Source organism: Streptomyces anulatus (assembly GCF_000721175.1).
GTDB classification, from domain to species: domain Bacteria; phylum Actinomycetota; class Actinomycetes; order Streptomycetales; family Streptomycetaceae; genus Streptomyces; species Streptomyces anulatus_C.
In genome coordinates this window covers 16,711-41,650 of sequence record NZ_JOEZ01000044.1, presented here as the reverse complement: position 1 = coordinate 41,650, position 24,940 = coordinate 16,711, and the positions used below count along the sequence as shown (strand labels likewise).

Here is a 24,940-nt window from a genome sequence, read left to right as displayed (position 1 = left end):
GCGCCATCGACCACCGCACCCACAGGACCACCGTCCACATCGAGATCCAGCACGTTGCCAAACCCGTCAGACGGCTAACCGAACGGCATTGGCCCTAGGCGGGTCCCACTCCCACCGGTGGGACGGTCGCGCCCTCGCCGGCGCGGACGGCTTCGACCACGCTCTGGTGGAAGATGCGGCTCTCCTCCTCGGAGGGGCACGGCACGGGGCTGCCGGTGAGGGTGAACCAGTCGGAGGAGCCGCTGTACTGCACGGCCACCGACGCCTGTCCGTCGGACCAGGTCGTGTGGACCGTGAGGTCGCCGCTCAGGATGCCCGCTTCCTCGGTGCGTACGCCGCCGGTTCCCGCGAACACTCCGCTGGTCGTCCAAGATGCCCAGCTCATTACGGTCACCTTTCGGACGATGGCAAGCCTGTCCAGCCGACTCCTTCCGAGTATGGCACCGCCGGTGGGACTGTGCACGGGTGTGCGCGGGCCCGGTCCCGCCGCCGGTTCTCAGGCGCGTTCCAGCATCCCTCGGACGAAGGCGGCCTGGCCCGCGTGCTGCAGATCCTCGGCGATGACGCTGATCAAGCGGACGCCCAGCGTCACCGGGGGTGACCAGCCCTCGTCGACGATCCGGTCCAGCGCGTGGCCCTCCAGTCCCGCGACGAAGTCCAGGGTGCGCTCGTGCACCGCGTCGAAGTAGCCGATGAGGGGCTCGGCGGAGTCCACGCGGACGGCGGCGACCTCGTCGCCGGTGTGCCCGTAGCCGGTCGCGGTCTCGTCGAAGGGCAGCGCGAAGCGGTCGGCCCAGCCTTGGGTGAGCCAGATCTGTCCGGTTCCGCCGGCATCGGCGATGTGGTCGTCCTGGACGCGGGTGAGATGCCAGACCAGCCAGGAGATCGAGTTCGCCCCCACGTCGACACGGGCGTTGAGGTCGTCGGGCGAGAGTCCCTCGACCGCCGCGTGGACAGCTTCCCCGATCCGGTCGAACGCTTCGGCCAGCATGCCTGCAGTGTTCATCCGCCCACCTTCGCCCGAAGGCTCCGCGGCCCCGGGACGCGACACACCGCCGGGCGGCGGGAGTCGCCGTTCGATCTCCTCCTGGTCCGGAGCCGCGCGGAGAATGCCGATCGGTACCTCGCCGAGGCCTCGGAGGCCCACCGGGAGGCCCGTACGGCCCTGCACGCGCTGTGCCGGGAGGAGCCGACGGGGTTCCGCGAGGTGATGGCGTAGGGCATGGCCGCCTATGAGCGGGGGGCGGGGACGAGCGAGATCGCCTCCGCCGACCAGAAGCTGCACATCTCGTTCTACCTGCTGCGCACGGACGTCCGCAACGCGTTCGCGGACCGGCCGGCATCCCACGACAGGGGCGACAACTGTCTGCGCTTCCGCGACCCGCAGAAGATCGACTTCACGCCCGTCCGTGATCTACGGCGGGCTACGGCGGCGACGCGCGGCACGGCCTGCTGACGCGGGGGCCTCGCGGACCGCGGTCCCTCAGCGCAGGCCGTGCAGCCTGTCGGTCAGCAGGCGGTTGAACTCGTCGGGGCGTTCCTGCTGGATCCAGTGGCCGCAGCCTTCGAGGATGTGGGCGGCGGACGGGCCGGGGAGGGTCCGTGGGTAGGCGTCGATGGCGTCGGACATCCAGGTGGTGGAGGTGTCCAGGGCGCCGCCGATGAAGATCGAGGCTTGGGTGATGGGTGTTCCGTCGCAGGCGGTGAGGTCTTCCCAGTCCCGGTCGACAGTGCGGTGGCGGTTGAGCGCGCCGGTCAGGCCGGTGCGTTCGAACTCCTCGCTGTAGACGTCGAGGTCCCGCTCGTCCAGCCGGCCGGGGAGCTTGTCGGTGGGGAACCGGTCGGCCATGCGCACGCCCGGCGGTGCGAAGAAGAGGCTTCCGCGGTCGGCGGGGGCGAGGGTGTCGCCGGAGAGGCCCGCGTAGAAGCCGGCGGTCCGGCGGAACCCCCGTGCGGGGAGGGTGTCAGACCAGCAGGCTCAGCAGGTGGGTGCAGGCGGCGGCCTCGTCCGGGTGGCGGGCGATGACTTCGTATGTGCCGCGCTCGAACGCCCCGGTCTCCCAGCCTTCGTCGGCTCCCCGCCGGACGAAGAGGAAGTCCGGCGGGGTGGGGGCGGGCTCGTGGACGCCCTCGATCCGGTAGTAGCCGCCAGGGATCCGTGCCTCGACGAGTGCGGCGTGCAGTGCCCGGCGCTCCACGGTGGGTTACGCGCCTGCGGCTGTCAGGTAGGCGTTGTCCAGCAGCCACTTCACATTGAGCCGCTGCCCCGCGCCCGGGTCGAGGAACACGGCGTCGAGCTTGATCTGCTGACCGCCGCCGGGCTGCTCGAACCACGGGGCGATGCCACCCTGCCAGACCCAGAAGGGCTTGGCGACCTTGTAGACGCGGTAGTCGCAAGGGGTGTCCGCGTCACGGGTGCTGAGGTTCTGCGGGGGCAGGGAGCGCTCGGCGTAGGCGTCGCCCGCGGGGGCCAAATAGCCGCCGTACTCCGAACCGAAGCGGTCCAGGCGCTGGCCGGTGCGGAGCTTGACGGGCTCCTTGTCGATCTGGCCGTTCACCTCGGCGAAGCCGTCGTTGGGCGGATACTTCCAGCTGCCGGTGTCCGCGGGCCCCTCCCAGTACTTCTTCAGGAAGTCCTTCGGTGCGAGGTCACCGGTGCGCTGGTAGCCCTTGAGGAGCGGGCCGACCGGGGCGAGCCGCTTGTTCGGCAGCCACTTGGGGCCGAGGCGGGCGTCGCCGCGGAACTCTCCGGTGCAGGGTTCGTGGCGCTCGGCGGCCGGCGCCGGCTTGGCGGGTCCCGGCGCGGCGCTCGCCGCGGGGGCGGAGATCAGTCCGGTGGTGATGCCGAGCGCGGCGAGAACGGTAGGCATGCGGTTCATTCAGGAGTCCCCTCGAGCACTGATGACCAATCAGGACAGCTGACGTAGGGTAACCGCTCGACTACGCCAGACTTCCGCGCCATGCCGCTTTCCGGCCACCGTGAACAGCTCCGCGCCCCGGCCGCGTCGCAGCGCGACCGGGGCGTGGTGGACGCAGGGTCGTGGACCCCGACCTGCGCGGCTGCTGGCTGACGTTGACGTCGATGCAGGCGCAGAAGGCGTTCGTCGTGTCCGCGATGTTCCAGACGGCGAGGACCTTCTGCCGGCCGGTCTTGTTGCCGAAGTCGACCCGGTGGGTCACGGTCGCGCCGGGCTGCGCGCCGCCGTCGTCGAGCCCGGCGATCTTCTCGCCGCCGACGAAGTACTGCCAGGTGCTCGTCGAGTGGCGTGCGGTGAGCTTCCACTCGAACCGCTGGGAGCGGTTCACCGGAGTGACCGACCAGCCCTTGGAGTCGCCGTCCGGCTCGGCGAAGCCGCTGTTGCCGCCGCTGCAGCTGCTGAGCCCCTTGGGGCCCTCGACGCTCTGCGGTTCGTACTTGATCGCGCCGCAGCTGACCGTACCGGCGCGTTCACGTCAAGGGTGGTGGGCAGGGGGCGCCCGCCCTCCGGATCCGCGCGGGGCGGCCGCACGCAACCGGTGCGGCCGCCCGGGTGACGCGATCACCCCTGGTCGTCGCCGTAGCGGACCGTGACGTGCTCGAAGCCGAGGGAGCCGAGCAGCCCCTTCAGCATGGCGGCGGTGTTCTTCTCCGCGCGGACGGTCAGTTCGCTCTCCTTCGCCGCCTCCGAGATGTGCTGGGCGGCGAGCTTGTTGACCGCCTGCTCACTGCCGGGGTTGTCGGAGAAGAGGTCGCCCAGCCGATCGAGGAGACCTCGCTGCTTGGACACCGTGTAGGAACGGTCGGGATCCAGCGCCGGTTTGCCCAGCACCGCGCGCGGCAGCCTGAGTTCGGCCGTGGTCCGGTCCTCGTCGACCACGACGCCGTCCCCGGTGACCTTGCCCAGGTCGACGGAGGCGCCGACCGTGCCCGCGCCGACGAACAGGGTGCGGGTGCCACGCACCGCGTCGGGCAGGAACTTCGCGTCCTTCTCCAGATCGACGACGACCTGGAAGTTGCCCGAGGCGGCCTCGTACGCGCTCATGTCCTGGATCGACTTGAGCACGGCGGGGCCCGACCGGTCGTGGGTCTCTTCGCCGAAGAGGTCGTCGAGCCCCGGCAGCAGACTGAGCCGGCTGCCGGCGAACACCAGGACCAGTACGGCCGCGCCGATGCCGAGGACCGTCAGCCACCCCCGGGAGGGGCGTGCGTTCCGCTTTCCGTCGCCGTGCGGCGCGGGCTCTGTGGTTACGTCGCTGGACGTCATGTTCTGCGTGTGACCCGCGCCCGGTGCTTTCAGTCCGTCTCCCCCGCTTCTCGTACGAACTCCCGCACAAAATGGGCCCGTTCCGGTACGCGCGGGCAGACGCGAGGGTTCTCCCGGCGGCCGGGTCCGCTCAGCGCGGCGAGGCCGCCACCCGTACGCGGTCGCTCTCGCCGCCGGAGAGGAACGACGCCAGCTCCCGGCCCTGGTCGGCCACGGCGGCACGGTCGGTCCGGGAGAAGGTGCGCAGGGGATCCACCGTGACGGTGCCGTCGGTGATGTTCCAGGTGGCGGCGGCCCGGCCGTCGACCAGCACGACGCGCTCACCGGCGACCGAGAGGCCGCGGTGGGCGTCGTCGATGATCCGGCTGCGGTCCTGATAGCCGAGGATCGCGTTGTCGAAGGCCGGCAGGAACCGTACCGGGGCAGGGGTGTCCGGGTCCGGGCGCGGCGCGCCGGGCAGGTCGAGCAGCTCCCGTCCCCGCTCGTCGCGGAAGGCGACCAGCTCGTCGCGTACGGCGGCCACCGCGCCGGGCAGGCCGGCCAGGCCGGACCAGGCGCGCAGGTCTGCCGTGGCGGCGGGACCGTGGGCGGCCAGATAGCGCCGGACCAGCGCTTGGCCGACCGGGTCGGAGCCGTCGGGAGCGGGCGGGTCGACCGGGCGGCCGAGCCAGGAGGAGAGCGCGACGTTACGCACTCCGCCCTTCGCTCGCCACAGTCCGCGCGGCGGCGCCTGGGCCATCGGGACGAGGGCGGCGACCACCATCTCCCCAAGAGCCCGGGGCCCCGGACCGGGCCGGCCCGGGGCGAGCTCCCGCACGATCTCGGCCGCGGTGCGGAGTTTCCCGTCGGCCATCAACTCTCGCGCTTCTGAAGCTAGTTCGTCGAGGTTGACCCCTTTCAGCTCGTCGCGGTAGACGCCGAGCACCCGTTGGCGCAGCATCGCCTCGTGGCGGGCCCGCCAGGCGAGGACGTCGTCGGCGGTGACGAGATGGACCGTGCGGCGCATGAGATGGGTGCGCACCACCCTCCGCCGGGTCAGCAGGTCCGAGAGCGTCTTCGGATCGAAGGCGGTCAGCCGGGACCAGAGCCCGACGAAGGGCTCCTGCGGCTCCTGCGCCTGGAGGCCGCAGAGGTGGGCCACGGCGTCCTCGACCGGCAGGTCGGCCCGGTCGAGCAGCAACTGCCGCCCCAGCATGGCGCGGTTCAGCGCCCGGTTGTCGAGGACGGTCATCGTGTCGCTTCTCCATCTCGGTCGTCGCTGTCGGTTCCTCGCACACCCTCACGCGAGGCGCCGTTTCCTCCGGCGCCCCGGCGCCCCGATGCCTGGTCGGTCAGGTCGCCTGCCGCCCGTCGAGCGTCTCGCGCAGGATGTCCGCGTGGCCGGCGTGCTGTGCGGTCTCGGTGAGGACGTGGGTCAGCACCCGCCGTACGCTCCACTCCCCACCGGGTTCGTTCCAGGGGGCCTCGGGGAGCGGGTGCGCGGCCGAGAGGTCGGGGACCGCGAGGATGATCTTCTCGCTGCGGGCGGCGACCTGCTCGTAGGCGTGGAGGATGCCGGCCGTCGTCTCGCCGGGCAGCATCCGGAACTCCTTGTCCCGGTCGACCGCCCACTTCGGGAGCTCGCGTGCGGTACCGGCCGCCAGGTCGTCCCAGGTGACGCCGTCAGGCAGGGCGAAGGACATCGCCGACGGCCCCTCGGTCACGAAGCGCAGCCAGCTGTCCTCCATGGCCGTGACGTGCTTGACGAGACCGCCCAGGCACAGGGCGCTGACCGTCGGGCGCTCACCGGCCTGCTCGTCGCTGAGGCCTTCGACCGAGCGGATCAGGGCGGCTCGCGCGGTGGCGAGGGCGGCGAGCAGGTCGGTGCGTTCGGCGTCGAGGGGCATGGCGGCTGGGGTCATGGTGATCAGGTCCTTCCGGTGTTTCCGTCGTGCGGTACGGATCAACCTTCGCAAGGGAAGCGGCCAGGGTGTGGCCTCTTCTCGGGTCATACTCGTGTCATGCCGAAGACTTCAGCGCGACTGCTGGCGCTGCTCTCCCTGCTCCAGGCGCGCCGGGACTGGCCGGGCCGGTTGCTGGCCGAGCGGCTGGAGGTCAGTCCGCGCACGGTGCGGCGTGACGTCGACCGGCTGCGGGAGCTGGGCTACCCCATCGCGGCCTTCAAGGGGCCTGACGGCGGGTACCGGCTGGACGCGGGCGCACAGTTGCCGCCGTTGCTGTTCGACGACGATCAGGCCGTCGCGCTCGCCGTCGCTCTGCGGACCGCCGCCGCGACCGGAGCCGGGATCGGTGAGGCCGCGGCCCGCGCGCTCACCACCGTCCGGCAGGTCATGCCCGCCCGGCTGCGCCATCGCGTGGACGCACTGCAGGTCACCGCCGTCGAGCGCACCGGGGAGCAGAGTCGGCCGCAAGCCGATCCGCGCGTGCTCGTCACGCTCAGCGCGGCGGTGCACGCCTGCGAGGTGCTGCGCTTCGACCACTCCCCCGCGTATGTTCCGCCCACCGCCGATGCCGCGCCCGCGGTGCGGCGGGTGGAGCCGCACCGCCTGGTCACCTGGGGCGGGCGCTGGTATCTCGTCGCCTGGGACCTGGACCGCGAGGACTGGCGGACCTTCCGCGCGGACCGGATCACCCCGCGCGCCCCCACGGGCCCCCGGTTCACGCCGCGCGAGGTACCCGGGGGTGATGTGGCCGCCTTCGTCGCCGCCCGGTTCCAGGGCTCCGAGTCCCCCGGGGAGTGGCCCTGCAGCGGCGAGGTGATCCTCGCCGCGCCGGCCTCCGAGGTGGCCGGCCATGTCCGCGACGGGATCGTCGAGGAGTGCGGCCCGGACCGCTGCCGGGTGGTCCTGGGCGCCTGGTCGTGGCCCGGGCTGGCCGCCGAACTCGGCAGGTTCGACGTGGACATCGAGGTCGTCGGGCCTGACGAGCTCAGGGACGCCTTCGCGCACCTGGCCCGCCGCTACGCCGAAGCGGCGGACACGGGGCCCGAAGAAGCCGGCTAGGTCTTCTGTCCCGGGAGGTTGGGGACGCGGCTGGCGGGTGGTTGGCCCTTGAGCGCGGTGTGTCCGCGGTGGTGATTGTAGGTGTGCAGCCAGGTGGGGTATGCCTCGCGTCGCTCGGTACCGTGACCGGCGACGTTCGCCCCGTCGCGACGCCCGGCACGCACGCTCGCCGCACCGGCCGGAATCCCGAGTACGTCCGGTACGAGGGCTTCCGGCCGGCACACCGGGAGCACGCACCGGACGCCACTCCTTTACGGGCAGACGTCGCCTGCCACGGCGCTAGCGTCCGACGAGGCGGGTGTCGGTGGTGTCGTCGGTCGTCGGGGCGGTCAGGGACGAGGTGATGTGCCCCGCGAGACCCAGCACCAGGAAGAGCACCACGAGCCACTTCGCGGCGCTGCTCAGGACCAGCGGGCGGGTGGCGGAGCGCGACGGGCCCTGGGCCACGGCGAGGTCGTCGTCGCCGAACAGGCCCTTGGGGTAGGCCGGGGTGAGCATCATGCCGTACGCGGAGAACCGCATCCGGTAGCGCAGGGTGGCCGCCGTCGCCTCGAACAGCGGCCGGGGCATCCGGCCGAGGCACAGCGTGATCAGCCACCAGACGAAGGCCAGCGCCCACCACCCGGACACGGCGAGGCTCTGCACGATCGCCGCCGGGATCATCAGGAAGACGCGGAACAGCACCGCCAGGCGGTTGAGCGGGGTGGGCCGCACCTCGATCTGCACCGGGTAGTCGGCCGGCGGGGTCAGGGCGAAGGGCGGATAGCGGTCGATGAGCAGCATGCCGCTCGCCGACACGCGCATGTCGTAGCCGAGGACGCCGCTCAGGAAGCGGAAGACGGGGTCGGGCAGCCGCCCGAGCACCAGGGCCGCGAACCATCCCACGATGACGGTGAAGAACGCCGCGATGTGCAGGACGAACAGCACGATGAAGTGCGGGACGAGCAGCAGGAGTCGCAGGAGGACGGTCAGCCGTCGCTGACGTGCCGGTTCGACGATGTCCAGGACGGGCCTGAACTCGTCCGCGTCCATGTCCGTGCGGCCCGGGCTCCACTGGCCTTCGGCCATGTCGCTCCTCCTCGGCAGGGGATCCGTGCGGCATCCGCGCGCAGGACGTGTCCCCACCGTGCGTCCGGTCCGGGCCGCCCGCAAACGGCCCGGGCCCGAACGGGTGCCCAGGCTCAGCGCCCGCGGAAGCGGTCGAGCGGGGAGCGGGCCGCCTTCGTACGAGCGGTCTTCGCCGGAGCGTGCTTCGGATCGGCCGCCTCGGGCTCTTCCGGCCGTTCGGACGCGCCGGGAACGTCGGCGTAGGTGTAGTAGCGGTGGCTGATCCGGCGGCCCAGCACGAAGTACCCCAGCAGCGCGCCCGCCGTGTTGAGGATGACGTCGTCGATGTCGAAGGCGCGGCCCGACACCAGCGCCCCCTGGATCAGTTCGACGACGGCCATGACGACGGCCGTCAGCAGTGTCATCCTGATCATGCGCAGGCGGCGCGGACCGAAGAACGGCAGCAGGAGGCCGAACGGCACGCCGAGCAGCAGGTTTCCGCCCGCCTGTTTGCACGCGGCGAGGAAGGTGTAGTCCTCCGCGTACTGGCGCAGCGAGCGGCCGGGTCGGAGATTCGAGGTCACGAGGTCCTCGGAGGCCGGTGAGGGCGTGAGCGTCACCTTGGCCAGCAGCACGGAGAACACCACCAGCCCCAGCAGCACAACCGCCAGGACCGCCCCGCGCACCAGCACACGTACCCATGTCCCCTGGCGTGTCCGGGGCTTCGCCTCTGTTGTCATGGCCGACGGATGCCCCAGACCGGCTGGAACACACGCCCGGGCGGGGCGCGGAGCGAAAACTCACTCAGCCGTCCGCGAGCGCCTGCGACGATGTGCGCATGAGCACACCTGAGAAGAGGGACCTGCTGGACGACGCCGACCGGTTGCGTACGGAGGGCCGGCCCGAGGAGGCGCGCGTGCGGCTCCTCGCGCTGACCGCCCAGTACCCCGACGATGCGGAGGTGGCCTACCGGACGGCGTGGATCCACGACACGCTGGGCCTGGAGTCGGAGGCGGTGCCGTACTACGAGCGCGCTCTGGCGAATCCGGAGCTTTCAGTGGAGGACCGGCGCGGGGCGCTCCTGGGGCTGGGCAGTACGTACCGGATCCTCGGCCGGTACGGGCAGGCGGTCGAGACACTGGGCCGGGGCGTCGAGGAGTTCCCGGACGACGGTGCGCTGCGGACGTTCCTGGCGATGGCCCTGTACAACACCGACGAGCACCATGAGGCGATGCGGTTGTTGCTGGAGTTGACGGCCACGACCAGCCAGGACCCGTACGTCCAGCAGTACCGGCGGGCGATCGAGCACTACGCGAAGGACCTCGACGAGACCATGTGACCCGTGCGGGGCGGGGTGCGGTCCCCGAGCGGTCTTCGTACGCTTCGCCGCGCCGCGTCGCGTCGCGGGCGGCGCGCCGGTCCGGGAGCGGCGGGTGCCGAGAAGCTCGGGTGTCCACCACTCCCCCGCCGTCGCCGCCCTCCTCGCCCTCCTCCCGCGTATCCCCGGCAGGTGATGTGCCGTGGCGGGTCGAGGGGGCGCTGCCTCTGCTGTACGCGGCCTCCGGGGCGGCGGACGCCTTCGTCTACCTGTGTGGGGCAGGTCTTCGCCGGAGTGACGACCGGGAATCTGGTGCTGCTGGGGGCGGCGGACGTGCTGTGGGTGCCGGAGTCGGTCACGTCGTACGGGGACCGGCTCGGGCTGCCGGCGCTGGTGGCGGTCGCGATGGGCGTCCGCGGGCGCGTACGGGTGACGCCGACGGACTACTTCACCGGGACGCTGACGTCGCTCGCGGGTCGCGTGGCGTTGCGGGAGCTGCGCGGCGGGGACGGCTGGGTGCTGGGGCGGCTGACCGCGGTGGCGGCCGCGGCGCCGGCCGACCGGTGGTGGAGCCCCGGGGCAGCGCTGGGCGCGGTGGTGACGGCCGCCGGTGCGCCGACCCTGGGACGGTCCCGCGCCGGGGCGGCCGGATCCGGCCGGACAAGGGGAAGCCCCGGCCGGATCGGGGGAATCCAGCCGGGGCGGCTTGAGTGCGGGCGTGAAGGGCGGTCGCCTCTCGGCGGGCAGCTCCATGGGGCTTTGGCGGTGCGGTCTTCCCCATGCGCTGCAGGTGAGGCCCGGGGACACTGCCCCTCTCACACCCACGTATAGATGAACGATAAACCATCCAGAGCCGTTCCCGGGAATTCGCCCCCGCGGATGTGATCCACGGCACGCGATTCCCGCTCCTTCCCTGGTCAGGTCGCGTCAGGTCAGCTTCCGGACGCCTCGCCGGTGCCGTAGCGGCGCCGGAACCGCTCGACGCGGCCGACCGTGTCGAGCACCTGGCCGCCACCGGTGCAGAACGGGTGGCTCGCCGACGAGGTCTTGACGTCGATGACGGGGTAGGTGTTGCCGTCCTGCCACTCCACGCGCTCACCGGAGTCGACGGTCGAGCGGGTCAGGAAGGCGACGTCGGCCGCGCGGTCGCGGAAGACCACGGGCCGGGACACGGGGTGGATACGGGACTGCATCGATGCCTTCCTCCCTCACCGCGGACAGCGGTGACGTACAGGGGGACGAGCCTCTTCCGGGCGGTCAGCGGGCCTCGCGGAACAGGACGTGGCGGCCGGCGGCGGAGTCGAACTTGCAGAGCTCCAGCCGGTCGGGGGTGTTGCGGCGGTTCTTGCGCGTCACATAGCTCCGCCCCGTTCCGAGGGTGGACCGGAGGGTGACGACGGGCCTGATCTCGCTGCGCGCCATGGTCGCCTCCTGATGCTTCTGACGACCTCACCCCATATCGGGAATGGGATTCGTTTTCGTTCTGGTGGGATAACGCGAGCCACCCCCACGGCATCCCCCCCACCGCGCCCCCCGAACCGCAGGCCAACTCGCCCTAAACGTAAGCCTGTTCGGATTGCCGTCACCCTGGGCAGCCGCTGACATATGCCAGGTGCAACAACGCATCGAGTGTTGCCAAATCCCTTACGACCCACCGTGGCCTGTGCGACAGTCGGTAGCGATCCACCCTTCAGAACCGGCTAGGCCGCGCCTGTATCGGAGTACGAGATGCCGTCCCCCCTCTTCGCGGACCGCCCCGCACCACAGCTTCCCGCGCATGACGCCGTCGACGACCTGATCCATCGGACGCGCCGGCTGCGGGGGGACGTGGACGCGGTGCGGCGGGACGCCGTCGCGTTCGACGAGGACGACCCCCAGCTGCGCTGGCAGCGCGCCCTGTGCGAGCTGGCCGTGCACCACCTGGACAACCTCGACGAGCACCTGGGCCAGCTCAAGGAGGGCCTGCCGGGCCTCGCAGCGCACCCCCGCGCCGAGGACTCCGCCCCCCGGAGCGACGAGGCACCAAAGGGCCCGAGGCCCGGTTCCCTGCTGAACCGGGTGGGCAGCGCCGAGTGGAACCTCCTCACCGACGAGTCCAGCTGGTCCGAGGAGCTGTACGAGATCTTCGGCAGGCCGCCCGGGGCGGCTCCCCTCTCCCTGGACGACCTGCCGTCCGTGCTGTTGCCCGAGGACCAGCCGCAGCTGACCGCCATGGTGACGGGCTGTCTCGTCGACGGCCGGCCGATGGACGGCGAGTTCCGCATCGTGCGTCCCGACGGCCGCACACGCACCCTGCACATGACGGGCGAGCCGGTGCTCGACGCCGAGGGCTGCACCGCCTCGATGTGGGCGGTACTCCGGGACGTCAGCGAGCTGCGCCGCAGTGAGCAGGCCGTGAGCAGGAGCCGGGCATCGGTGCGGCGCGAGGAGCACATCGAGCGCACCGAGCACCGCATGGCGGTGCAGTTCCAGGAGACCGTCCTGCCGCCGTGGCGCGGGACACTGCGCCTCCCGAAGCAGGGCCCCGGCGCCCTGGACATCGCCGCGCACTACCTCCCATCCGAGTCGAGCGGACTCATCGGCGGCGACTGGTACGACGCGATGGAGCTCCCGGACGGACGCACCCTCCTCACCGTAGGCGACCTCACCGGGCACGGCATCCCCGCCACCTCCGCGATGGCGATGATGCTGGGCGCACTGCGCGGCATGGCCGTCGCCGGCATCGAGCCGGGCGCGCTGCTCGGCCACCTCAACCAGGTCCTCGAAACGTCGATTCAGCCCGCGCTCGGCAGTGCCCTGTGCTGCCGCTTCGACCCCGCCACCTCCCTTCTGTCCTGGGCGCAGGCCGGACACCCCGCACCACTGCTCTTCCGCGGCGGTTCGGGACGGCTCCTGCCGCCGCCGGACGGCATGCTGCTCGGCGCCGCGTCCCAAGCCGTCTTCGAGCAGGACGAGGTACGGCTGCTCTCCGGCGACGTGCTCGTTCTGTACACCGACGGCCTGACACGACGCGGCGACCGGGGTGCGGGCCCGGATGCACTGCTCACCCTCGCCCCCCGGTTCGCAGAGGCCCGTACGGCACAGGAGTGCGTCCGGAGCGTCGTCGAGGAGTTCGGCGGGGCCGAGCGGCCGGACGACGCGTGTGTGCTGGTCGCCCGTATCGGGGCGTGAGGGAGCGCGGACGTATCAGGGTGTGAGGGAGCGCGGACCGGCGCGGCCGGGCCGGTTCAGATCTGCGTGCCCCTGGCCTTCTTCTGGCTCGGCGGCATCGAGAGCTCGATCTCCTCGCGCAGATCCTGGATCCCGGCGTATCCGGCGAACTGACCGGTGAGCCGGTACATTTCGCGGAGCCGGTCCCACGTGCGGTGCGAGGAGGTCTCCCCCATCGACACCAGCGCGAGCCGGGCGTAACGGTCGGCCTGTTCGGGGTCGTTGGCGATGAAGCAGGCCGAGGCCAGCGAGATGTAGTCGAAGATCTTCGACCGCTGGCGCCCGTTGATCCGCAGCTCCAGCGCCTGCTTGGCATGGCGCTGGGCGACGATCGCGGCCCTCGGGTCGTGCTCGGCCAGAGTACGGAAGGCGAGCGCCTGCATGCCGTGCATATCGGCCTCGTCGAACATCTGCATCCAACTCGGCGGCGGCACATCGCTCTTGTCCGATACGAAGAGCTCCTCGGCCTCACCGAGGGTGCGCCGCATGGCCTGGCCCCGGCCCATCGACGCCTGTGCCCAGGCCTCGATGGTGCGCAGCATCGCCTGCGTACGGGGCAGGGTCTCGTCGCCCGAGCCGGACTTGGCGAGCTTCATCAGGTCGAGTGCGTCGTCGGGCCGGCCCAGGTGCACCATCTGGCGTGCCGCCCGGGAGAGCGCCTCTCCGGCGCGTGGCCGGTCGCCGCCCTCGCGAGCCGCGTGGGCGGCGATGACGAAGTACTTCTGGGCGGTGGGTTCGAGGCCGACGTCGTGGGACATCCAGCCCGCCAGGACGGCGAGGTTGGCGGCGACACCCCACAGGCGGCGCTGGAGATGGTCGGGGTGGCGGTAGGCGAGCATGCCGCCCACCTCGTTGAGCTGGCCCACGACCGCTTTACGCTGCAGTCCGCCGCCCCGGGAAGCGTCCCAGGCGCGGAACACCTCGACCGAATGCTCCAGGGCCTCGATCTCCTCGGAGCCGACCGGAGCTGCCTCGTACCGGTCGAAACCGGCGGGATCGGCGTGCAGGGGATCGTTGGTACGCGGAACATCGGCCGCCGGAGCGGGGTCGCTGTGCAGCCAGTCGTGCATGGGGCCGGTGATGGTTGAGCCGGCGGCGAGCGCGGCGCCCGCACCCACCAAGCCGCGTCGGTTGAGCATGAGGTCCATTCCCGTGAATTCGGTGAGGACCGCTGCCGTCCGATCGGGCGCCCACGGCAACTGATCGGGATTGTGTTCCGTCCCGGAGTCACGCCGCTTCCCCACACGCCCGCGTCGGCCGAACCCGAGGTCCTCGATGGTCACGACACGGCCGAGCCGCTCGGTGAACAGAGCCGCCAGCACTTCGGGCACGGGATCACGGGGGGACTCCCCCATGTCGATCCAGCGCCTGACGCGCGAGGTGTCGGTGGCCAGCTGCGGGTGGCCCATGGCCGCCGCCTGCCGGTTCACCATTCTCGCGAGTTCGCCCTTGGACCAGCCGGCCAGGCCGAACAGGTCCGAAAGGCGGGTGTTGGGTTCTCCGGTCACTTCAAGCCCCCAGGTTCTCGGCTGACTTGACACTAACCCCCTGTCAGATGCGCTGTGACTATTCGCCAGGGTTCGCCAGGGTCCGCCAGATGGTCTGCCACCCGCGCTCCGGTGTCAGGTAGGAAAGCGCCACCCCGCCCGGCAGCCCTAGGTACTCCCCAGGGTGCCGAACGGCCGTCGGCCGGGTTGGCGCACGTACCTTGTCGGCGCACGAAGGGATCTGTCTCGCCCATGTACACAGCATCGTCCTCCGTGTCCGCCCCGCCCCGTCCGCTCCGCCCGATGGGCGCGGGCGGCGGACCCTATCTCGCTCCTCACGCCGGCGCACCGGCGCAGGGTCCGGGCCGGGCCCGACGGGCCCCGGGGCCGGGCGCCGGACCCCTCAGCGGAAGAATCGACCTGTCCGGGCCGCAGGGCGCGCAGGTGCGGATGGCCATCGCCTCCGTGCAGCGCATCTGCCCCGAGTTCAACCCTGTCCAGGTGCTGCGCCGCAGCGGCCGCTCGGTCCTGATCGTCGGAACGACCGGCCGGGCCACCGCCGTCGCGAAGTGTTTACTGGACCACTCGCCGGCGTGGACCGAGCGGTTCCGGCACGAAATAGCGGCGTACCGCGCGTTCGTCCGGCACCGCCCCCCGGTTCGGGTGCCCCGGCTGATCGCGGCGGACCCGGAGAACTGCACGCTGGTGATCGAGCGGATGCCCGGCCGGGTCGCCGCCCTCACCCGGCATCCGGCGGAGGCGCCGCCGCGGGCCGACATCCGCGCCGCGCTGGGCGCGATCGCCCGGGTGAACGCCTGGCGGCCGCCGCCCGGACTGTTCGAGGCGCCGCTCGACTACGCCTCGCGGATCGCGCGCTATCACGAGCTCGGCCTGTTCACCGACCGTGACCTCGGTGACCTGCAGAAGCTCCTGCACGGCCTGGCGCACGCGGGCGGCCGGCAGGGCATGGGGCAGTTCTGCCACGGGGACGCGCTGCTCTCCAACATCCTGCTGTCGCCGACCGGACCGGTGCTGGTCGACTGGGAGCACGCCGGCTGGTATCTCCCGGGGTACGACCTGGCGACACTGTGGGCGGTCCTGGGCGACGCGCCGGTGGCGCGACGTCAGATCAGTCAGCTGGCCCAGGCCAGGGGCCCGGCCGCGCGGGACGCGTTCCTGGTGAACCTGATGCTGGTGCTGACCCGCGAGATCCGCAATTACGAGACGGCGGTGCAGCGCACCATGCGGGAGGCGCCCTCGGTGGGTGGGGGGCAGGACCGCCCCGGTGCGCTCTCCTCGGGCGAGGAGCAGCGGCTGCTGCTGCGGAGGCTGCACGACGACTGCGCCATGGCGCGGCGGGCGGTGCGGGCCGCGGTCGGCACACGCTGAGACCGGACCGCACGACGAGACCGAACGACGAGACCGAACGACGACGCGGGCGAACGGCCCGCCTGCCGAGAACCACAGTGACCAGACCACTGTGAAGAAGAAGCGCGCTGCGGGACCGGTGCCGACACACCGGTCCCGCAGCGCGCTGTCCTGCGTTCCGGGGCTCGTGCGGCGGGTCTCGAACCGCTCTTCCGGGCCCTGCCTCCCTGTGACCGGACCTCGACCCTGTGCTGTCCCGGGGTCCCCGACGGGTGAGGCCCGCCACGAGACCCGCGTCACCTACGGCCTCCGGTAGTAGGCGTGAGCCCTCCCATCCGGCGTAACAAGCAGCCCATATGGCTCATAAATTGGCATCTCACGATGAAGAGTAGTAAAGGCGGTCATTGCTTCCTATGTCGGTCAGCGCTAACCATGGATCCCGGCAAGCACCGAGTACGAGTCGGCGCCGATCGCCCACCGGCGACCGCGGCCCGGACACCCCGGTTCCTGCCGACGCGGCGCGAAGGCCGCGAAGCCCGTCCCCCATAGGAAGAGCTCACGCATGCCCCGCATCTCCACCCTGCGCATCACCCGCTCGCACAAGATCGCCACCGCCGTGCTCGTCGCGGCCGGTTCGGTCACCGCCATAACCGCCACCGGCGGTCCGAGCGAAGCGCAGACCACCCAGGCCCGCTCCTCCGTCTCCGTGGAGCCGGTCGCCGCCGCGGGCATCCCCACGGCGAAGGACGCGGCGGCCAGGAAGGCCGCTCAGGAGAACGCCGCCAAGGAAGCCGCGGCGAAGAAGGCCGCAGCCGACCGTAAGGCGGCCGCGGAGAAGGACGCCGCCAAGGAGCGGTCCGAGAAGCAGGCCGCCAACCGCTCCACCGAGCGCAAGGCCGTCACGCCCAAGAAGTTCGCGAACAACCTCGACGGCTGGATCCGCGAGTCGCTCGACATCATGAAGAAGAAGAACATCCCCGGCTCCTACGAGGGACTGCACCGCAACATCATGCGGGAGTCCAGCGGCAACCCGAACGCCGTCAACGACTGGGACATCAACGCGCAGAACGGCATTCCCTCCAAGGGTCTCCTCCAGGTGATCCAGCCCACCTTCGACGCCTACCACGTCAAGGGCACCCCGAAGAAGCTCACCGACCCGGTCGCCAACATCACCGCCGCCGCGAACTACGCCGCGGACCGGTACGGCTCGATCGACAACGTCGACTCCGCCTACTGAGCGACCGACTTCCGAGCACGCACGGGCCAGGCCGCGATTATGTGACTGATCGCCGTCGTGCGTGCTCCGTATGGCCGAAGGGTAGTGCTGCGCGGACACCACCGGTCCGCGCGTTTCCCCGCGCGGAGGCTTCTGGAAAGGCCTGACGCACATGGCACAGCCCTTCTCACTGCCGGACTTCTATGTTCCGTATCCGGCGCGGCTCAACCCTCATGTGGAGGCGGCACGCACGCACACCCGGGCGTGGGCCCGCTCCATGGGGATGCTGGAGGGATCCGGCATCTGGGAGGAGAAGGACCTGGAGGCGCACGACTACGCCCTCCTGTGCGCCTACACCCACCCCGACTGCTCGGCCGAGGCGCTCTCCCTGGTCACCGACTGGTACGTGTGGGTCTTCTTCTTCGACGACCACTTCCTGGAGTTGTTCAAGCGCACGCCCGACCGGGAGGGCGGCAAGCGTTGTCTGGACCGGCTGCCCGCCTTCATGCCGATGGAGCGTGGCGCCCCGACACCGGAGCCTTCGAGCCCCGTCGAGGCGGGGCTCGCCGATCTGTGGGCCCGGACGGTCCCGGCGATGACGGACGCCTGGCGGGTCCGGTTCGCGGAGGCGACGGAGAACCTCCTCAACGAGTCCCTGTGGGAGCTCGCCAACATCCACGAGGGCCGCATCGCGAACCCCGTCGAGTACATCGAGATGCGCCGCAAAGTGGGCGGCGCGCCCTGGTCCGCCGGGCTGGTGGAGTACGCGGCGAACGCCGAGGTGCCCGCGTCGGTCGCCGACGCCCGCCCGCTGCGGGTGCTGCGGGACGCCTTCTCCGACGGCGTGCACCTGCGCAACGACCTCTTCTCCTACCAGCGTGAGGTGGAGGACGAGGGGGAGAACAGCAACGGCGTGCTGGTGCTGGAGAAGTTCCTCGGCTGCTCCACGCAGGAGGCCGCCGAGGCCGTCAACGACCTGCTGACCTCACGGCTCCAGCAGTTCGAGAACACCGCCCTGACCGAACTCGGCCCGCTCTGCGCCGAGAAGGGCCTGGACCCCGCACAGACCGCCGCCGTGCTGGCGTACGTCAAAGGGCTCCAGGACTGGCAGTCCGGCGGCCACGAATGGCACATGCGCTCCAGCCGCTACATGAACGGCGGCGGCGCGGGCGAGGCCGTGGGCGGCCTCGGCATGTCTGCCGCCTCCATCCGGTTCACACTCCGCTCGGAGACCGCCCGGGCTCGCAGCCACAGCCACGTGCCGTACCAGCACGTGGGGCCCTCGCTGCTGCCGGACTTCGACCTGCCGTTCGGCACCACGCTGAGCCCTCATCTGGAGGGGGCCCGGGTCCGGCTCGTCGAGTGGGCGCGACGGATGGGCATCCTGGAGGCCCAGCCGGGTGTGCCGGGTTCGCACATCTGGGACGAGCGCCGGATCGTCGCGATCGACCTGCCGCTGTGCGCGGCGGGCCTGCATCCGGACGCGACCCCGGACGAACTGGACCTCTCCTCGGGCTGGCTGGCCTGGGGGACGTACGGCGACGACTGGTTCCCGGTCGTGCACGGGCGGGCCCGGGATCTGGCGGGGGCGCGCCTGGCCAACGAGCGGCTGTCGCTGTTCATGCCGCTGGACGGTGAGGGGACGCCGGAGCCGGTGAACGCCCTGGAGCGGAGTCTGGCCGATCTCTGGCGCAGGACGGCCACTCCGATGGACGCGGGCGGGCGGCGTACCTTCCGGACCGCGATCGAGTCGATGACCGAGAGCTGGCTGTGGGAGCTGGCGAACCAGGCGCAGAACCGTATCCCCGATCCGGTGGACTACGTGGAGATGCGGCGGGCGACGTTCGGTTCGGACCTGACGATGAGCCTGTGCCGGCTCGGGCACGGCAGGAAGGTTCCGGACGAGGTCTACCGCAGCGGTCCGATGCGTTCCCTGGAGAACGCGGCGGCGGACTACGCGTGCCTGATGAACGACCTCTTCTCGTACCAGAAGGAGATCGAGTACGAGGGAGAGGTGCACAACGGTGTCCTGGTCGTGCAGAACTTCTTCGGCGTGGACTATCCGACGGGCGTGGCGATCGTGCACGACCTGATGAACTCGCGGCTGCGGCAGTTCCTGCATGTCGCCGAGGTCGAACTCCCGGTTCTGTACGACGACTTCGGCCTGGACGCCGAGGCGCGGGAGGTCCTGGAGGGCTATGTGCGGGAGCTCAGGCACTGGATCGCGGGGATCCTGATCTGGCACCGGGGCTGCCGCCGCTACCGCGAGGAGGACCTGCGGCGGGGCTACGACACCCCCTGGCATCTGAGCGGCCCCAAGGGGCTTGGCACGGCTGCGGCGCAGGTGACCCGGATGATGGCCGAACCGGCACGCAGCAGGGTCCGCACTCCAGCCTGACTTCGCGAACTTGTCGTGGCCCCGGCCGGGAACGGGTACGGCCATCGCGTGATCATCGGGGGTTGTGTGGACTCCTGAAGATCGTGCGGTGGCCGCGGGCCAAATCATGGACTTTGCTCGCCGGCGTGCGATGTTCGACCAGGTCATGGCCCGGATCGCGGGCGGGTTCGGCCGAGTTGAACCCCGGGCCGCGGCCGGCGGTCAGAGCAGAACGTGGCGCAGTACGGCCTCGAACTCGGCCGCCGTCGGCGGTGTGTCGGTCAGCAGCCCCTGGAGGAGCAGGCCGTCGATGACGCCCTTGAAGACCTGCACCCGGACCGGATCCGTGGTGTAGCGGTGGGCGTACCCGGCGATGGCGTCCAGCCAGTGCCCGGTGGAGGTGCGCAGCTCCGGCCGGCGGGCGGCGAGCAGATAGAGCTCGTACTCGGCGAGCAGGCGGCCGGGGCCCGACACTGCGTCTGCGAGCAGGTCGGCGAGGGCGGTCAGGCCCTCGGGGCTGCCGTCGGCCTTTTCCGCCAGAAGCCGCATCCGTTCGGCGTCCTGGTCCATACAGACGGTGAGCGCGGCGGTGAGCAGGTCGTCGATGCTCTTGAAGTAGTAGGCGGCGGCGGTGGCGGGCTGGTTGGCCTCGCGCGCCACCGCCCGGTGGCTGACGCCGGCGACGCCCTCGCGGGCCACCACCTGGAGGGTGGCCTCGATGAGTTCCTGCCGCCGCCGCTCCCCCTTGAGCAGGCGTCCGTCGGTCTTCGGTGTGTGCATCGTGCCCTCCGGGCGTCGTGGTCGGAGCGGGACGGGAACGGCGGACCGCACCCTCTGCCGCGGCTGCCGGGCCCGGCGGCTACGGGGCGGACTTCGCGTGCCCCTCGTCGGCGGGTTGGTCTGCGGGAGAGCGCGATGCCCGCGCCGGCCGGGGAGCCCTGCTCCTCGGCGAACGCGACGCTGACCACGTCCACGGTGCCGACGATCGTGCCGCCCGCGACAAGGGTGAGGGCCAGCGGGACGAGCGGCCCGCCCCGCAGCGCCGAGACGCTCGGGGCGCCGTCGGCGGCCGGCTGGATCACCGGCGGTTCGGTGCGCCTCTGCGGGACGAACATGAGGACGCCGAGAGTGAGCAGCACCGCCGCCACCAGGAGTCCGGCCTCCGGGAAGAGCGCCATGCTCAGCGCGACCGAGAGCGCGGGTCCCACCACGAAGGTGAGCTCGTCGACGATTCCAGCGAGTGGGCGGTGTGCAGCCGGTCGGAGCCGCAGTAGAGGTGGGTCCACCGGGCGCGGACCATCGCGGCCATGTTGGGCATCGTCCCGGCCACCACGGCGCCGGCGAACAGCGTCCAGACGGGAGCTTCGTAGCGGGCGCAGAGGAGCAGCACGCCCATGGCGATGACGCTGAGTCCGGTGGCGGGCAGGAGCACCTCGCTCTGGCCCCGGCGGTCGACCACGCGGGAGATCTGGGGGCCGAAAAGTGCCGTGGAGAGGGTGAAGGCGGCGGAGACGGCTCCTGCCAGGCCGTACTCCCCCTTCATCTGGGACAGCATGGTGATGATCCCGATGCGGCCATCGAGAGGGGCATACGGGCGACGAAGCCGGCGGCGGAGAAGGCTACGGAGCCCGGTGCCTTGAAGAGGGCGCCATAGGGGTTGGCCATGGGGATGGATCTCCGGACGGGGGAGAAGAATAAGATGAACGACTGTTACACATTGAACGGTCGTTACATTTTCTCACCGTAGCCGGTCCCCCGCCATCCGTGTCAACGCGCATTTCCGGTCGCGCTCAGGGCGGGAATCAGCCCCTCAGAGGTCGCCCGGGCAGGGAGACGGGCATAGGGAAAGGCCGCCCGGAAGGATCCGGACGGCCTTGCGCAGGGACGTTTCAGCCCTGCTGGAACAGCTCTGCGGGCAGGGGCTTGAGCAGGGTGTAGAGGTCGTCGGTGATCGGCCGGTCCCAGCTGGCGATGGTCACGAGGACGCCGTCGCTGCGGTCGAACTGGACGCAGGCGATACGGCTCTCGGAGAGCTTGACCCGGCGGACGATCAGCAGATTGTCGCCCTGCATGACGGGGACGTCCTCGGAGCTGACGACCTCGATCGGCTCGTCGTTCTCCAGGGCGAGGAGCAGTTGGGCCACCTCGAAGGGGACCTGGCCCTCCTCGGTCTCGCGAGCGGGCGAGCCTTCCGGGAGGTTGCCGATGATCATCGCCGGGCCCCGGCCGCCGTACAGGTCGTAGCGGAGGAAGACGCCCTGACAGCTGCCGTCGGGGGCGGGGAGCAGACCGGCGCCGAGGTTGCCGGGCCAGTCCCCGGGGTCCATGGCCAGGACGTCGAAGTCCGGGCCCGCGGGTGTTGCGGCGCTACGGCGGCGGAGGAAGGACATGCTGCCATGTTACGTGTCCCGGCTCACGTCGCGGGGCCCGGGCCCGGTCCCGCAGGACCGGGCCCCGCCGCGCTCCCTCAACCGGGCGGCGGCGCCGCTCCCACGAGCCACATGGCGAAGAACTGCGCCCCTCCGCCGTAGGCGTGGCCGAGCGCCCTGGTGGCCCCGTCGATCTGGTGCTCCCCGGCTCTCCCACGTACCTGGAGGGCCGCCTCGGCGAAGCGGATCATGCCGGACGCGCCGATGGGGTTGGTGGACAGCACGCCGCCCGACGGGTTGACGGGCAGGTCGCCGTCGAGTTCGGTGACGCCGGCCTCGGTGAGTTTCCAGCCCTCGCCCTCGTCGGCGAAGCCGAGGTTCTCCAGCCACATCGGCTCGTACCAGGAGAACGGCACGTACATCTCGACGGCGTCGATCTCCCGGCGCGGGTCGGTGATCCGGGCCTGCCGGTAGACGTCGGCGGCGCAGTCCTTGCCGGCCTGCGGGGAGACGAAGTCCTTGCCCGCGAACAGGGTCGGCTCGCTGCGCATCGCCCCGCCGTGCACCCAGGCGGGCGGGTGCGGCGAGCGGGCCGCGCCGTCCCGGTCGGTGAGGATCATGGCGCAGGCCCCGTCGGAGGAGGGGCAGGTCTCGGAGTACCGGATCGGGTCCCAGAGCATGGGGGCTGCCCTGACCTTCTCCAGGGTGATGTCGTGGTCGTGGAGGTGTGCGTAGGGGTTCTTCAGCGCGTTGCGGCGGTCCTTGTACGCGACGAGCGATCCGACCTCGTCGGGCGCTTTGGTACGCCGCATGTACGCGCGCACGTGCGGGGCGAAGAAGCCGCCCGCACCGGCCAGCAGCGGCTGTTGGAAGGGGACGGGCAGGGAGAGCCCCCACATGGCGTTGGACTCGGACTGCTTCTCGAAGGCGAGGGTGAGGACGGTGCGGTGCACCCGGGCGGCGACGAGGTTGGCGGCGACCAGGGCGGTGGAGCCGCCGACCGAGCCCGCCGTGTGGACGCGGAGCATGGGTTTGCCTACGGCGCCCAGCGCGTCGGCGAGGTAGAGCTCCGGCATCATGACGCCCTCGAAGAAGTCGGGCGCCTTGCCGATGACGACGGCGTCGATGTCGCTCCAGGTCAGCCCGGCGTCCTCCAGCGCCCGGACAGCGGCCTCCCGGACCAGTCCGGCGATCGACACGTCGTGCCGGGCGGCGACGTGTTTGGTCTGGCCGATGCCGACGACGGCGACGGGCTCCTCAGACATGCGCACTCTCCCCTTCCAGGACGGCGACCAGGTTCTGCTGCAGGCAGGGTCCGGAGGTGGCGTGGGCGAGCGCCCGGTCGGACTCGCCGCGGTGGATGCGGGCGGCGGCCTCGCCGAGCCGGATCAGTCCGGCGGCCATCACGGGGTTGGCTGCGAGGGCCCCGCCGGAGGGGTTGACGCGGACGTCGTCGCCGAGGTCGAGGGCCTTGCGCAGGACGACCTCCTGCGAGGTGAACGGGGCGTGCAACTCGGCGGTGTCGACGGGTCGTTCGAAGGCTCCGGCGCGTTCCGCGGCGAGCCGGGCGGACGGCGAGTCGGTCAGGTCGCGGACGCCGAGGCCGTGCGCCTCGATGCGGTGGTCGATGCCGCGGATCCAGGCGGGCCGTTCGCACAGGGCGCGGGCGGTGTCCCCGGCGGCGAGGACCACGGCGGCGGCGCCGTCGCCGATGGGCGGGCAGTCGCCGGTGCGCAGCGGATGGACGAGGTGGTCACCGGCGGGGACGTCGCCGGTGAGCTGGGCGTGCGGGTTGTCGGAGGCGGCGGTGCGGTTGCGGGCGGCCACCTCGGCGAGGGCGCGTTCGTCGGTGGCGCCCGCGTCGATGAGGGCTTGCGCCTGGAGGGCGGCGAGGGCGACGGAGTCCGGCCAGAGGGGGGCGAGGTAGTAGGGGTCGAGCTGGCGGGTGAGGACGTCGCGGACCCGGCCGGGCGAGGACTTGCCCCAGGAGTAGACGAGCGCGGTGTCCGCCTCGCCGGTCTGGATCTTCACCCAGGCCTCGTACAGCGCCCAGGCCCCGTCCATCTCGACGTGCGACTCGGAGATGGGCGGATGGGCGCCGACGCCGTCGAGCGCCATGGTGAAGGAGAAGGCCCGCCCGGCGAGGTAGTCGGCGGAGCCGGAGCAGGTGAACCCGATCTCGTTCGCCTTGAGGCCGGTCGCGCCCAGGACCTCGTGGAGGACCGGCATCAGCAGGTCGACCTCGGAGAGTTCGTCGGTGCGCCGCCGGTGCGTGGTCTGGGCGAAGGCGACGATGGCCACGTCCCGCATCTACACCAGCTCCTTGTACGTGTCGTAGCCGGCGTCGGGCTCCCCGGTGGGCCGGTAGTGGTCGGGGTGACGGGCGCCTTCTGTCCAGACGGGCTCGACGCGCAGCCCCATGCGCACCTGGTCGTACGGGATTCCGGCGATGCGTCCGTGCAGGGCGAGGTCCGCGCCGTCGAGGGCGATGTGGGCGTAGACGTAGGGGACTTCGATGTCGTTCGCCGTGTGAGCAGCCTTGATGTTGACGATGCAGAACGTGGTGACCGTGCCACGCGGGCCGACCTCGACCTGTTCGGCGGTGGCGACCCCGCAGGTGGGGCAGGCTCCGCGCGGCGGGACGTAGACCTTGCGGCAGGCGGGGCAGCGTTCGCCGACGGTGCGGTGTCCTTCGAGGGCGGTGAGGTAGGCGCTCTGTGCGCGGCCCGGGGTGTGGACGTAGTCGAGGCGGGCCGGGGTGACGATGCCGGTGACGGGGTCGGCGAACCGGCCGGTGTGCGGGGCGGGTTCGGATCCGCCGGACTCGCCTTCGTACGGTTCGAAGCAGGCGATGTCCGTGATGGCGCCGGTGCGCGTCGCGGCCCAGCGGATCCGGACGCGCATGCCGGTGTGCACGGCGTCCGGGCCCGGTGCGTCGAGGGCGTGCAGGAGCGCGGTGCCGGCTCCGTCGAGGCGGACGAGTACCCAGGCGAAGGGGGTGTCGAGAGGCTGGTCGCGGCGGGGGGCCGGGTTCCAGGCCCAGGTGGTGACGGTGCCGGTGGGGGCGACCTCGACGAGGTCGCGGATCTCGTTCGCGGTGACGGGGTCGTACTCGACGGGCGGCACGAGTACCGTGCCGTCCTCCGTGCGGACGCCCAGGACGGTGCGTTCGCGCAGTCCGGTGAGGAAGGCACTCTGCACGGGCCCGAGCGAGCGGGTGAAGGGGAATTCGACCACCAGCGGGGCGCTGAGGACGTCGGTCATGGCTGCTGCCTCCTTGGTTCAGGGCCGAGGGCCCAGGA

Annotated in this window: 24 protein-coding genes and 5 pseudogenes; 8 read left to right on the top strand and 21 right to left on the bottom strand. The window is 71.5% G+C overall.

The features are described 5' to 3' along the window. Positions 1–94: 94 nt before the first annotated feature. Positions 95–385 carry a hypothetical protein gene (locus tag IG90_RS0134840; protein ID WP_030593976.1) on the bottom strand — a complete coding sequence of 97 codons (291 nt, stop codon included), beginning with the start codon at positions 383–385 and terminating at the stop codon, positions 95–97. A gap of 111 nt (positions 386–496) precedes the next feature. Next, positions 497–1,006, bottom strand: a complete 510-nt coding sequence (locus tag IG90_RS0134835) for a mycothiol transferase (RefSeq protein ID WP_030593974.1) — start codon at positions 1,004–1,006, stop codon at positions 497–499. Between the two features lie 81 nt (positions 1,007–1,087). On the opposite strand from IG90_RS0134835, the pseudogene IG90_RS40080 reads away from it, so the two are divergent. Then, positions 1,088–1,456 (top strand): annotated as a pseudogene (locus tag IG90_RS40080) (DUF1801 domain-containing protein). A gap of 27 nt (positions 1,457–1,483) precedes the next feature. Here the strand turns inward: IG90_RS40080 and IG90_RS0134825 are convergent. From IG90_RS0134825 to IG90_RS0134795, 7 genes and pseudogenes are all read right to left on the bottom strand, one after another. Continuing rightward, a pseudogene (locus tag IG90_RS0134825) lies at positions 1,484–1,933 on the bottom strand (alpha/beta fold hydrolase); the annotation flags it as partial. 31 nt (positions 1,934–1,964) lie between these two features. Then, positions 1,965–2,198 (bottom strand): hypothetical protein, encoded by a 234-nt coding sequence (locus IG90_RS0134820; protein WP_030593970.1) that lies wholly within the window; start codon positions 2,196–2,198, stop codon positions 1,965–1,967. Between the two features lie 6 nt (positions 2,199–2,204). After that, positions 2,205–2,879, bottom strand: coding sequence for a TNT domain-containing protein (locus IG90_RS0134815; protein ID WP_030593968.1), 675 nt, complete (start codon positions 2,877–2,879; stop codon positions 2,205–2,207). A gap of 187 nt (positions 2,880–3,066) precedes the next feature. Next, positions 3,067–3,444, bottom strand: a pseudogene (locus tag IG90_RS0134810) (lytic polysaccharide monooxygenase auxiliary activity family 9 protein); the annotation flags it as partial. 95 nt (positions 3,445–3,539) lie between these two features. After that, the gene (locus tag IG90_RS0134805) at positions 3,540–4,244 is read right to left on the bottom strand and encodes a DUF4230 domain-containing protein (RefSeq protein ID WP_030593964.1); all 705 of its coding nucleotides are present in this window, start codon (positions 4,242–4,244) and stop codon (positions 3,540–3,542) included. A gap of 130 nt (positions 4,245–4,374) precedes the next feature. Continuing rightward, on the bottom strand, positions 4,375–5,475 hold the full coding sequence (locus IG90_RS0134800; RefSeq protein ID WP_030593962.1) for a winged helix DNA-binding domain-containing protein: 1,101 nt from the start codon (positions 5,473–5,475) through the stop codon (positions 4,375–4,377). A gap of 100 nt (positions 5,476–5,575) precedes the next feature. Next, positions 5,576–6,145, bottom strand: coding sequence for a DinB family protein (locus tag IG90_RS0134795; protein ID WP_030593960.1), 570 nt, complete (start codon positions 6,143–6,145; stop codon positions 5,576–5,578). A gap of 99 nt (positions 6,146–6,244) precedes the next feature. Here IG90_RS0134795 and IG90_RS0134790 point away from each other — a divergent pair, with 99 nt between their 5' ends. Beyond that, positions 6,245–7,246 (top strand): helix-turn-helix transcriptional regulator, encoded by a 1,002-nt coding sequence (locus IG90_RS0134790; protein WP_030593958.1) that lies wholly within the window; start codon positions 6,245–6,247, stop codon positions 7,244–7,246. On the opposite strand, the pseudogene IG90_RS44025 reads toward IG90_RS0134790, so the two are convergent. The 3 genes and pseudogenes from IG90_RS44025 to IG90_RS0134775 form a co-directional block, all read right to left on the bottom strand. Further along, positions 7,243–7,362 (bottom strand): annotated as a pseudogene (locus IG90_RS44025) (IS481 family transposase); the annotation flags it as partial. The gene IG90_RS0134790 and the pseudogene IG90_RS44025 sit on opposite strands and share 4 nt — an antisense overlap. Positions 7,363–7,525: 163 nt before the next feature. Next, entirely contained in the window at positions 7,526–8,314 is a 789-nt protein-coding gene (locus IG90_RS0134780; RefSeq protein WP_030593954.1) for a DUF4389 domain-containing protein, read from the bottom strand. A 113-nt stretch (positions 8,315–8,427) separates the two neighbouring features. After that, entirely contained in the window at positions 8,428–9,033 is a 606-nt protein-coding gene (locus tag IG90_RS0134775; protein ID WP_051860378.1) for a VanZ family protein, read from the bottom strand. 98 nt (positions 9,034–9,131) lie between these two features. Here IG90_RS0134775 and IG90_RS0134770 point away from each other — a divergent pair, with 98 nt between their 5' ends. Then, positions 9,132–9,632: a tetratricopeptide repeat protein gene (locus IG90_RS0134770; RefSeq protein WP_030593950.1), complete on the top strand. Its 501-nt coding sequence runs from the start codon at positions 9,132–9,134 to the stop codon at positions 9,630–9,632. A 176-nt stretch (positions 9,633–9,808) separates the two neighbouring features. Then, positions 9,809–10,321, top strand: a pseudogene (locus IG90_RS40075) (DUF1275 domain-containing protein). A 222-nt stretch (positions 10,322–10,543) separates the two neighbouring features. Here IG90_RS40075 and IG90_RS0134760 read toward each other — a convergent pair. Further along, positions 10,544–10,804, bottom strand: a complete 261-nt coding sequence (locus IG90_RS0134760; protein ID WP_030593948.1) for a type B 50S ribosomal protein L31 — start codon at positions 10,802–10,804, stop codon at positions 10,544–10,546. A gap of 64 nt (positions 10,805–10,868) precedes the next feature. Beyond that, positions 10,869–11,033 (bottom strand): 50S ribosomal protein L33, encoded by a 165-nt coding sequence (gene rpmG / locus IG90_RS0134755; RefSeq protein ID WP_030593946.1) that lies wholly within the window; start codon positions 11,031–11,033, stop codon positions 10,869–10,871. Between the two features lie 306 nt (positions 11,034–11,339). Between rpmG and IG90_RS0134750 the strand changes: the two genes are divergently transcribed. Next, a complete protein-coding gene (locus tag IG90_RS0134750) occupies positions 11,340–12,782 on the top strand; it encodes a PP2C family protein-serine/threonine phosphatase (RefSeq protein WP_030593944.1) in 1,443 nt (480 codons plus the stop codon). A 56-nt stretch (positions 12,783–12,838) separates the two neighbouring features. On the opposite strand, the gene IG90_RS0134745 is transcribed toward IG90_RS0134750, so the two are convergent. Further along, positions 12,839–14,329: a DNA-binding protein NsdB gene (locus tag IG90_RS0134745; protein WP_030593943.1), complete on the bottom strand. Its 1,491-nt coding sequence runs from the start codon at positions 14,327–14,329 to the stop codon at positions 12,839–12,841. A 231-nt stretch (positions 14,330–14,560) separates the two neighbouring features. Here IG90_RS0134745 and IG90_RS0134740 point away from each other — a divergent pair, with 231 nt between their 5' ends. From IG90_RS0134740 to IG90_RS0134730, 3 genes are all read left to right on the top strand, one after another. Further along, positions 14,561–15,697 (top strand): aminoglycoside phosphotransferase family protein, encoded by a 1,137-nt coding sequence (locus tag IG90_RS0134740; protein ID WP_030593941.1) that lies wholly within the window; start codon positions 14,561–14,563, stop codon positions 15,695–15,697. 541 nt (positions 15,698–16,238) lie between these two features. Continuing rightward, a complete protein-coding gene (locus IG90_RS0134735; protein WP_030593940.1) occupies positions 16,239–16,913 on the top strand; it encodes a transglycosylase SLT domain-containing protein in 675 nt (224 codons plus the stop codon). Between the two features lie 151 nt (positions 16,914–17,064). After that, the gene (locus IG90_RS0134730; protein WP_030593937.1) at positions 17,065–19,290 is read left to right on the top strand and encodes a terpene synthase family protein; all 2,226 of its coding nucleotides are present in this window, start codon (positions 17,065–17,067) and stop codon (positions 19,288–19,290) included. A gap of 201 nt (positions 19,291–19,491) precedes the next feature. Here the strand turns inward: IG90_RS0134730 and IG90_RS0134725 are convergent, their stop codons facing one another. The 6 genes from IG90_RS0134725 to IG90_RS0134700 form a co-directional block, all read right to left on the bottom strand. Next, positions 19,492–20,049, bottom strand: coding sequence for a TetR/AcrR family transcriptional regulator (locus IG90_RS0134725; RefSeq protein WP_030593934.1), 558 nt, complete (start codon positions 20,047–20,049; stop codon positions 19,492–19,494). Positions 20,050–20,449: 400 nt separating this feature from the next. Continuing rightward, positions 20,450–20,824: a hypothetical protein gene (locus IG90_RS46405; protein WP_233436168.1), complete on the bottom strand. Its 375-nt coding sequence runs from the start codon at positions 20,822–20,824 to the stop codon at positions 20,450–20,452. 334 nt (positions 20,825–21,158) lie between these two features. Then, positions 21,159–21,659 carry a hypothetical protein gene (locus IG90_RS0134715; protein WP_003971159.1) on the bottom strand — a complete coding sequence of 167 codons (501 nt, stop codon included), beginning with the start codon at positions 21,657–21,659 and terminating at the stop codon, positions 21,159–21,161. Positions 21,660–21,736: 77 nt separating this feature from the next. Continuing rightward, on the bottom strand, positions 21,737–22,903 hold the full coding sequence (locus IG90_RS0134710; RefSeq protein ID WP_030593932.1) for a thiolase domain-containing protein: 1,167 nt from the start codon (positions 22,901–22,903) through the stop codon (positions 21,737–21,739). Next, entirely contained in the window at positions 22,896–23,948 is a 1,053-nt protein-coding gene (locus IG90_RS0134705) for a thiolase domain-containing protein (RefSeq protein WP_030593929.1), read from the bottom strand. Before IG90_RS0134705 ends, IG90_RS0134710 begins: the two co-directional genes overlap by 8 nt. Then, positions 23,949–24,902, bottom strand: a complete 954-nt coding sequence (locus IG90_RS0134700) for a Zn-ribbon domain-containing OB-fold protein (protein WP_030593927.1) — start codon at positions 24,900–24,902, stop codon at positions 23,949–23,951. It abuts the gene before it with no gap. Positions 24,903–24,940: the final 38 nt, after the last annotated feature.

Bases quoted from the DNA above. Each gene is read 5' to 3' on its own strand.
- IG90_RS0134840 (WP_030593976.1), bottom strand. From the start codon at position 385: ATGAGCTGGGCATCTTGGACGACCAGCGGAGTGTTCGCGGGAACCGGC.
- IG90_RS0134835 (WP_030593974.1), bottom strand. From the start codon at position 1,006: ATGAACACTGCAGGCATGCTGGCCGAAGCGTTCGACCGGATCGGGGAA.
- IG90_RS0134815 (WP_030593968.1), bottom strand. From the start codon at position 2,879: ATGAACCGCATGCCTACCGTTCTCGCCGCGCTCGGCATCACCACCGGA.
- IG90_RS0134805 (WP_030593964.1), bottom strand. From the start codon at position 4,244: ATGACGTCCAGCGACGTAACCACAGAGCCCGCGCCGCACGGCGACGGA.
- IG90_RS0134800 (WP_030593962.1), bottom strand. From the start codon at position 5,475: ATGACCGTCCTCGACAACCGGGCGCTGAACCGCGCCATGCTGGGGCGG.
- IG90_RS0134795 (WP_030593960.1), bottom strand. From the start codon at position 6,145: ATGACCCCAGCCGCCATGCCCCTCGACGCCGAACGCACCGACCTGCTC.
- IG90_RS0134790 (WP_030593958.1), top strand. From the start codon at position 6,245: ATGCCGAAGACTTCAGCGCGACTGCTGGCGCTGCTCTCCCTGCTCCAG.
- IG90_RS0134780 (WP_030593954.1), bottom strand. From the start codon at position 8,314: ATGGCCGAAGGCCAGTGGAGCCCGGGCCGCACGGACATGGACGCGGAC.
- IG90_RS0134775 (WP_051860378.1), bottom strand. From the start codon at position 9,033: ATGACAACAGAGGCGAAGCCCCGGACACGCCAGGGGACATGGGTACGT.
- IG90_RS0134770 (WP_030593950.1), top strand. From the start codon at position 9,132: ATGAGCACACCTGAGAAGAGGGACCTGCTGGACGACGCCGACCGGTTG.
- IG90_RS0134760 (WP_030593948.1), bottom strand. From the start codon at position 10,804: ATGCAGTCCCGTATCCACCCCGTGTCCCGGCCCGTGGTCTTCCGCGAC.
- rpmG (WP_030593946.1), bottom strand. From the start codon at position 11,033: ATGGCGCGCAGCGAGATCAGGCCCGTCGTCACCCTCCGGTCCACCCTC.
- IG90_RS0134750 (WP_030593944.1), top strand. From the start codon at position 11,340: ATGCCGTCCCCCCTCTTCGCGGACCGCCCCGCACCACAGCTTCCCGCG.
- IG90_RS0134740 (WP_030593941.1), top strand. From the start codon at position 14,561: ATGTACACAGCATCGTCCTCCGTGTCCGCCCCGCCCCGTCCGCTCCGC.
- IG90_RS0134735 (WP_030593940.1), top strand. From the start codon at position 16,239: ATGCCCCGCATCTCCACCCTGCGCATCACCCGCTCGCACAAGATCGCC.
- IG90_RS0134730 (WP_030593937.1), top strand. From the start codon at position 17,065: ATGGCACAGCCCTTCTCACTGCCGGACTTCTATGTTCCGTATCCGGCG.
- IG90_RS0134725 (WP_030593934.1), bottom strand. From the start codon at position 20,049: ATGCACACACCGAAGACCGACGGACGCCTGCTCAAGGGGGAGCGGCGG.
- IG90_RS46405 (WP_233436168.1), bottom strand. From the start codon at position 20,824: ATGCTGTCCCAGATGAAGGGGGAGTACGGCCTGGCAGGAGCCGTCTCC.
- IG90_RS0134715 (WP_003971159.1), bottom strand. From the start codon at position 21,659: ATGTCCTTCCTCCGCCGCCGTAGCGCCGCAACACCCGCGGGCCCGGAC.
- IG90_RS0134710 (WP_030593932.1), bottom strand. From the start codon at position 22,903: ATGTCTGAGGAGCCCGTCGCCGTCGTCGGCATCGGCCAGACCAAACAC.
- IG90_RS0134705 (WP_030593929.1), bottom strand. From the start codon at position 23,948: ATGCGGGACGTGGCCATCGTCGCCTTCGCCCAGACCACGCACCGGCGG.
- IG90_RS0134700 (WP_030593927.1), bottom strand. From the start codon at position 24,902: ATGACCGACGTCCTCAGCGCCCCGCTGGTGGTCGAATTCCCCTTCACC.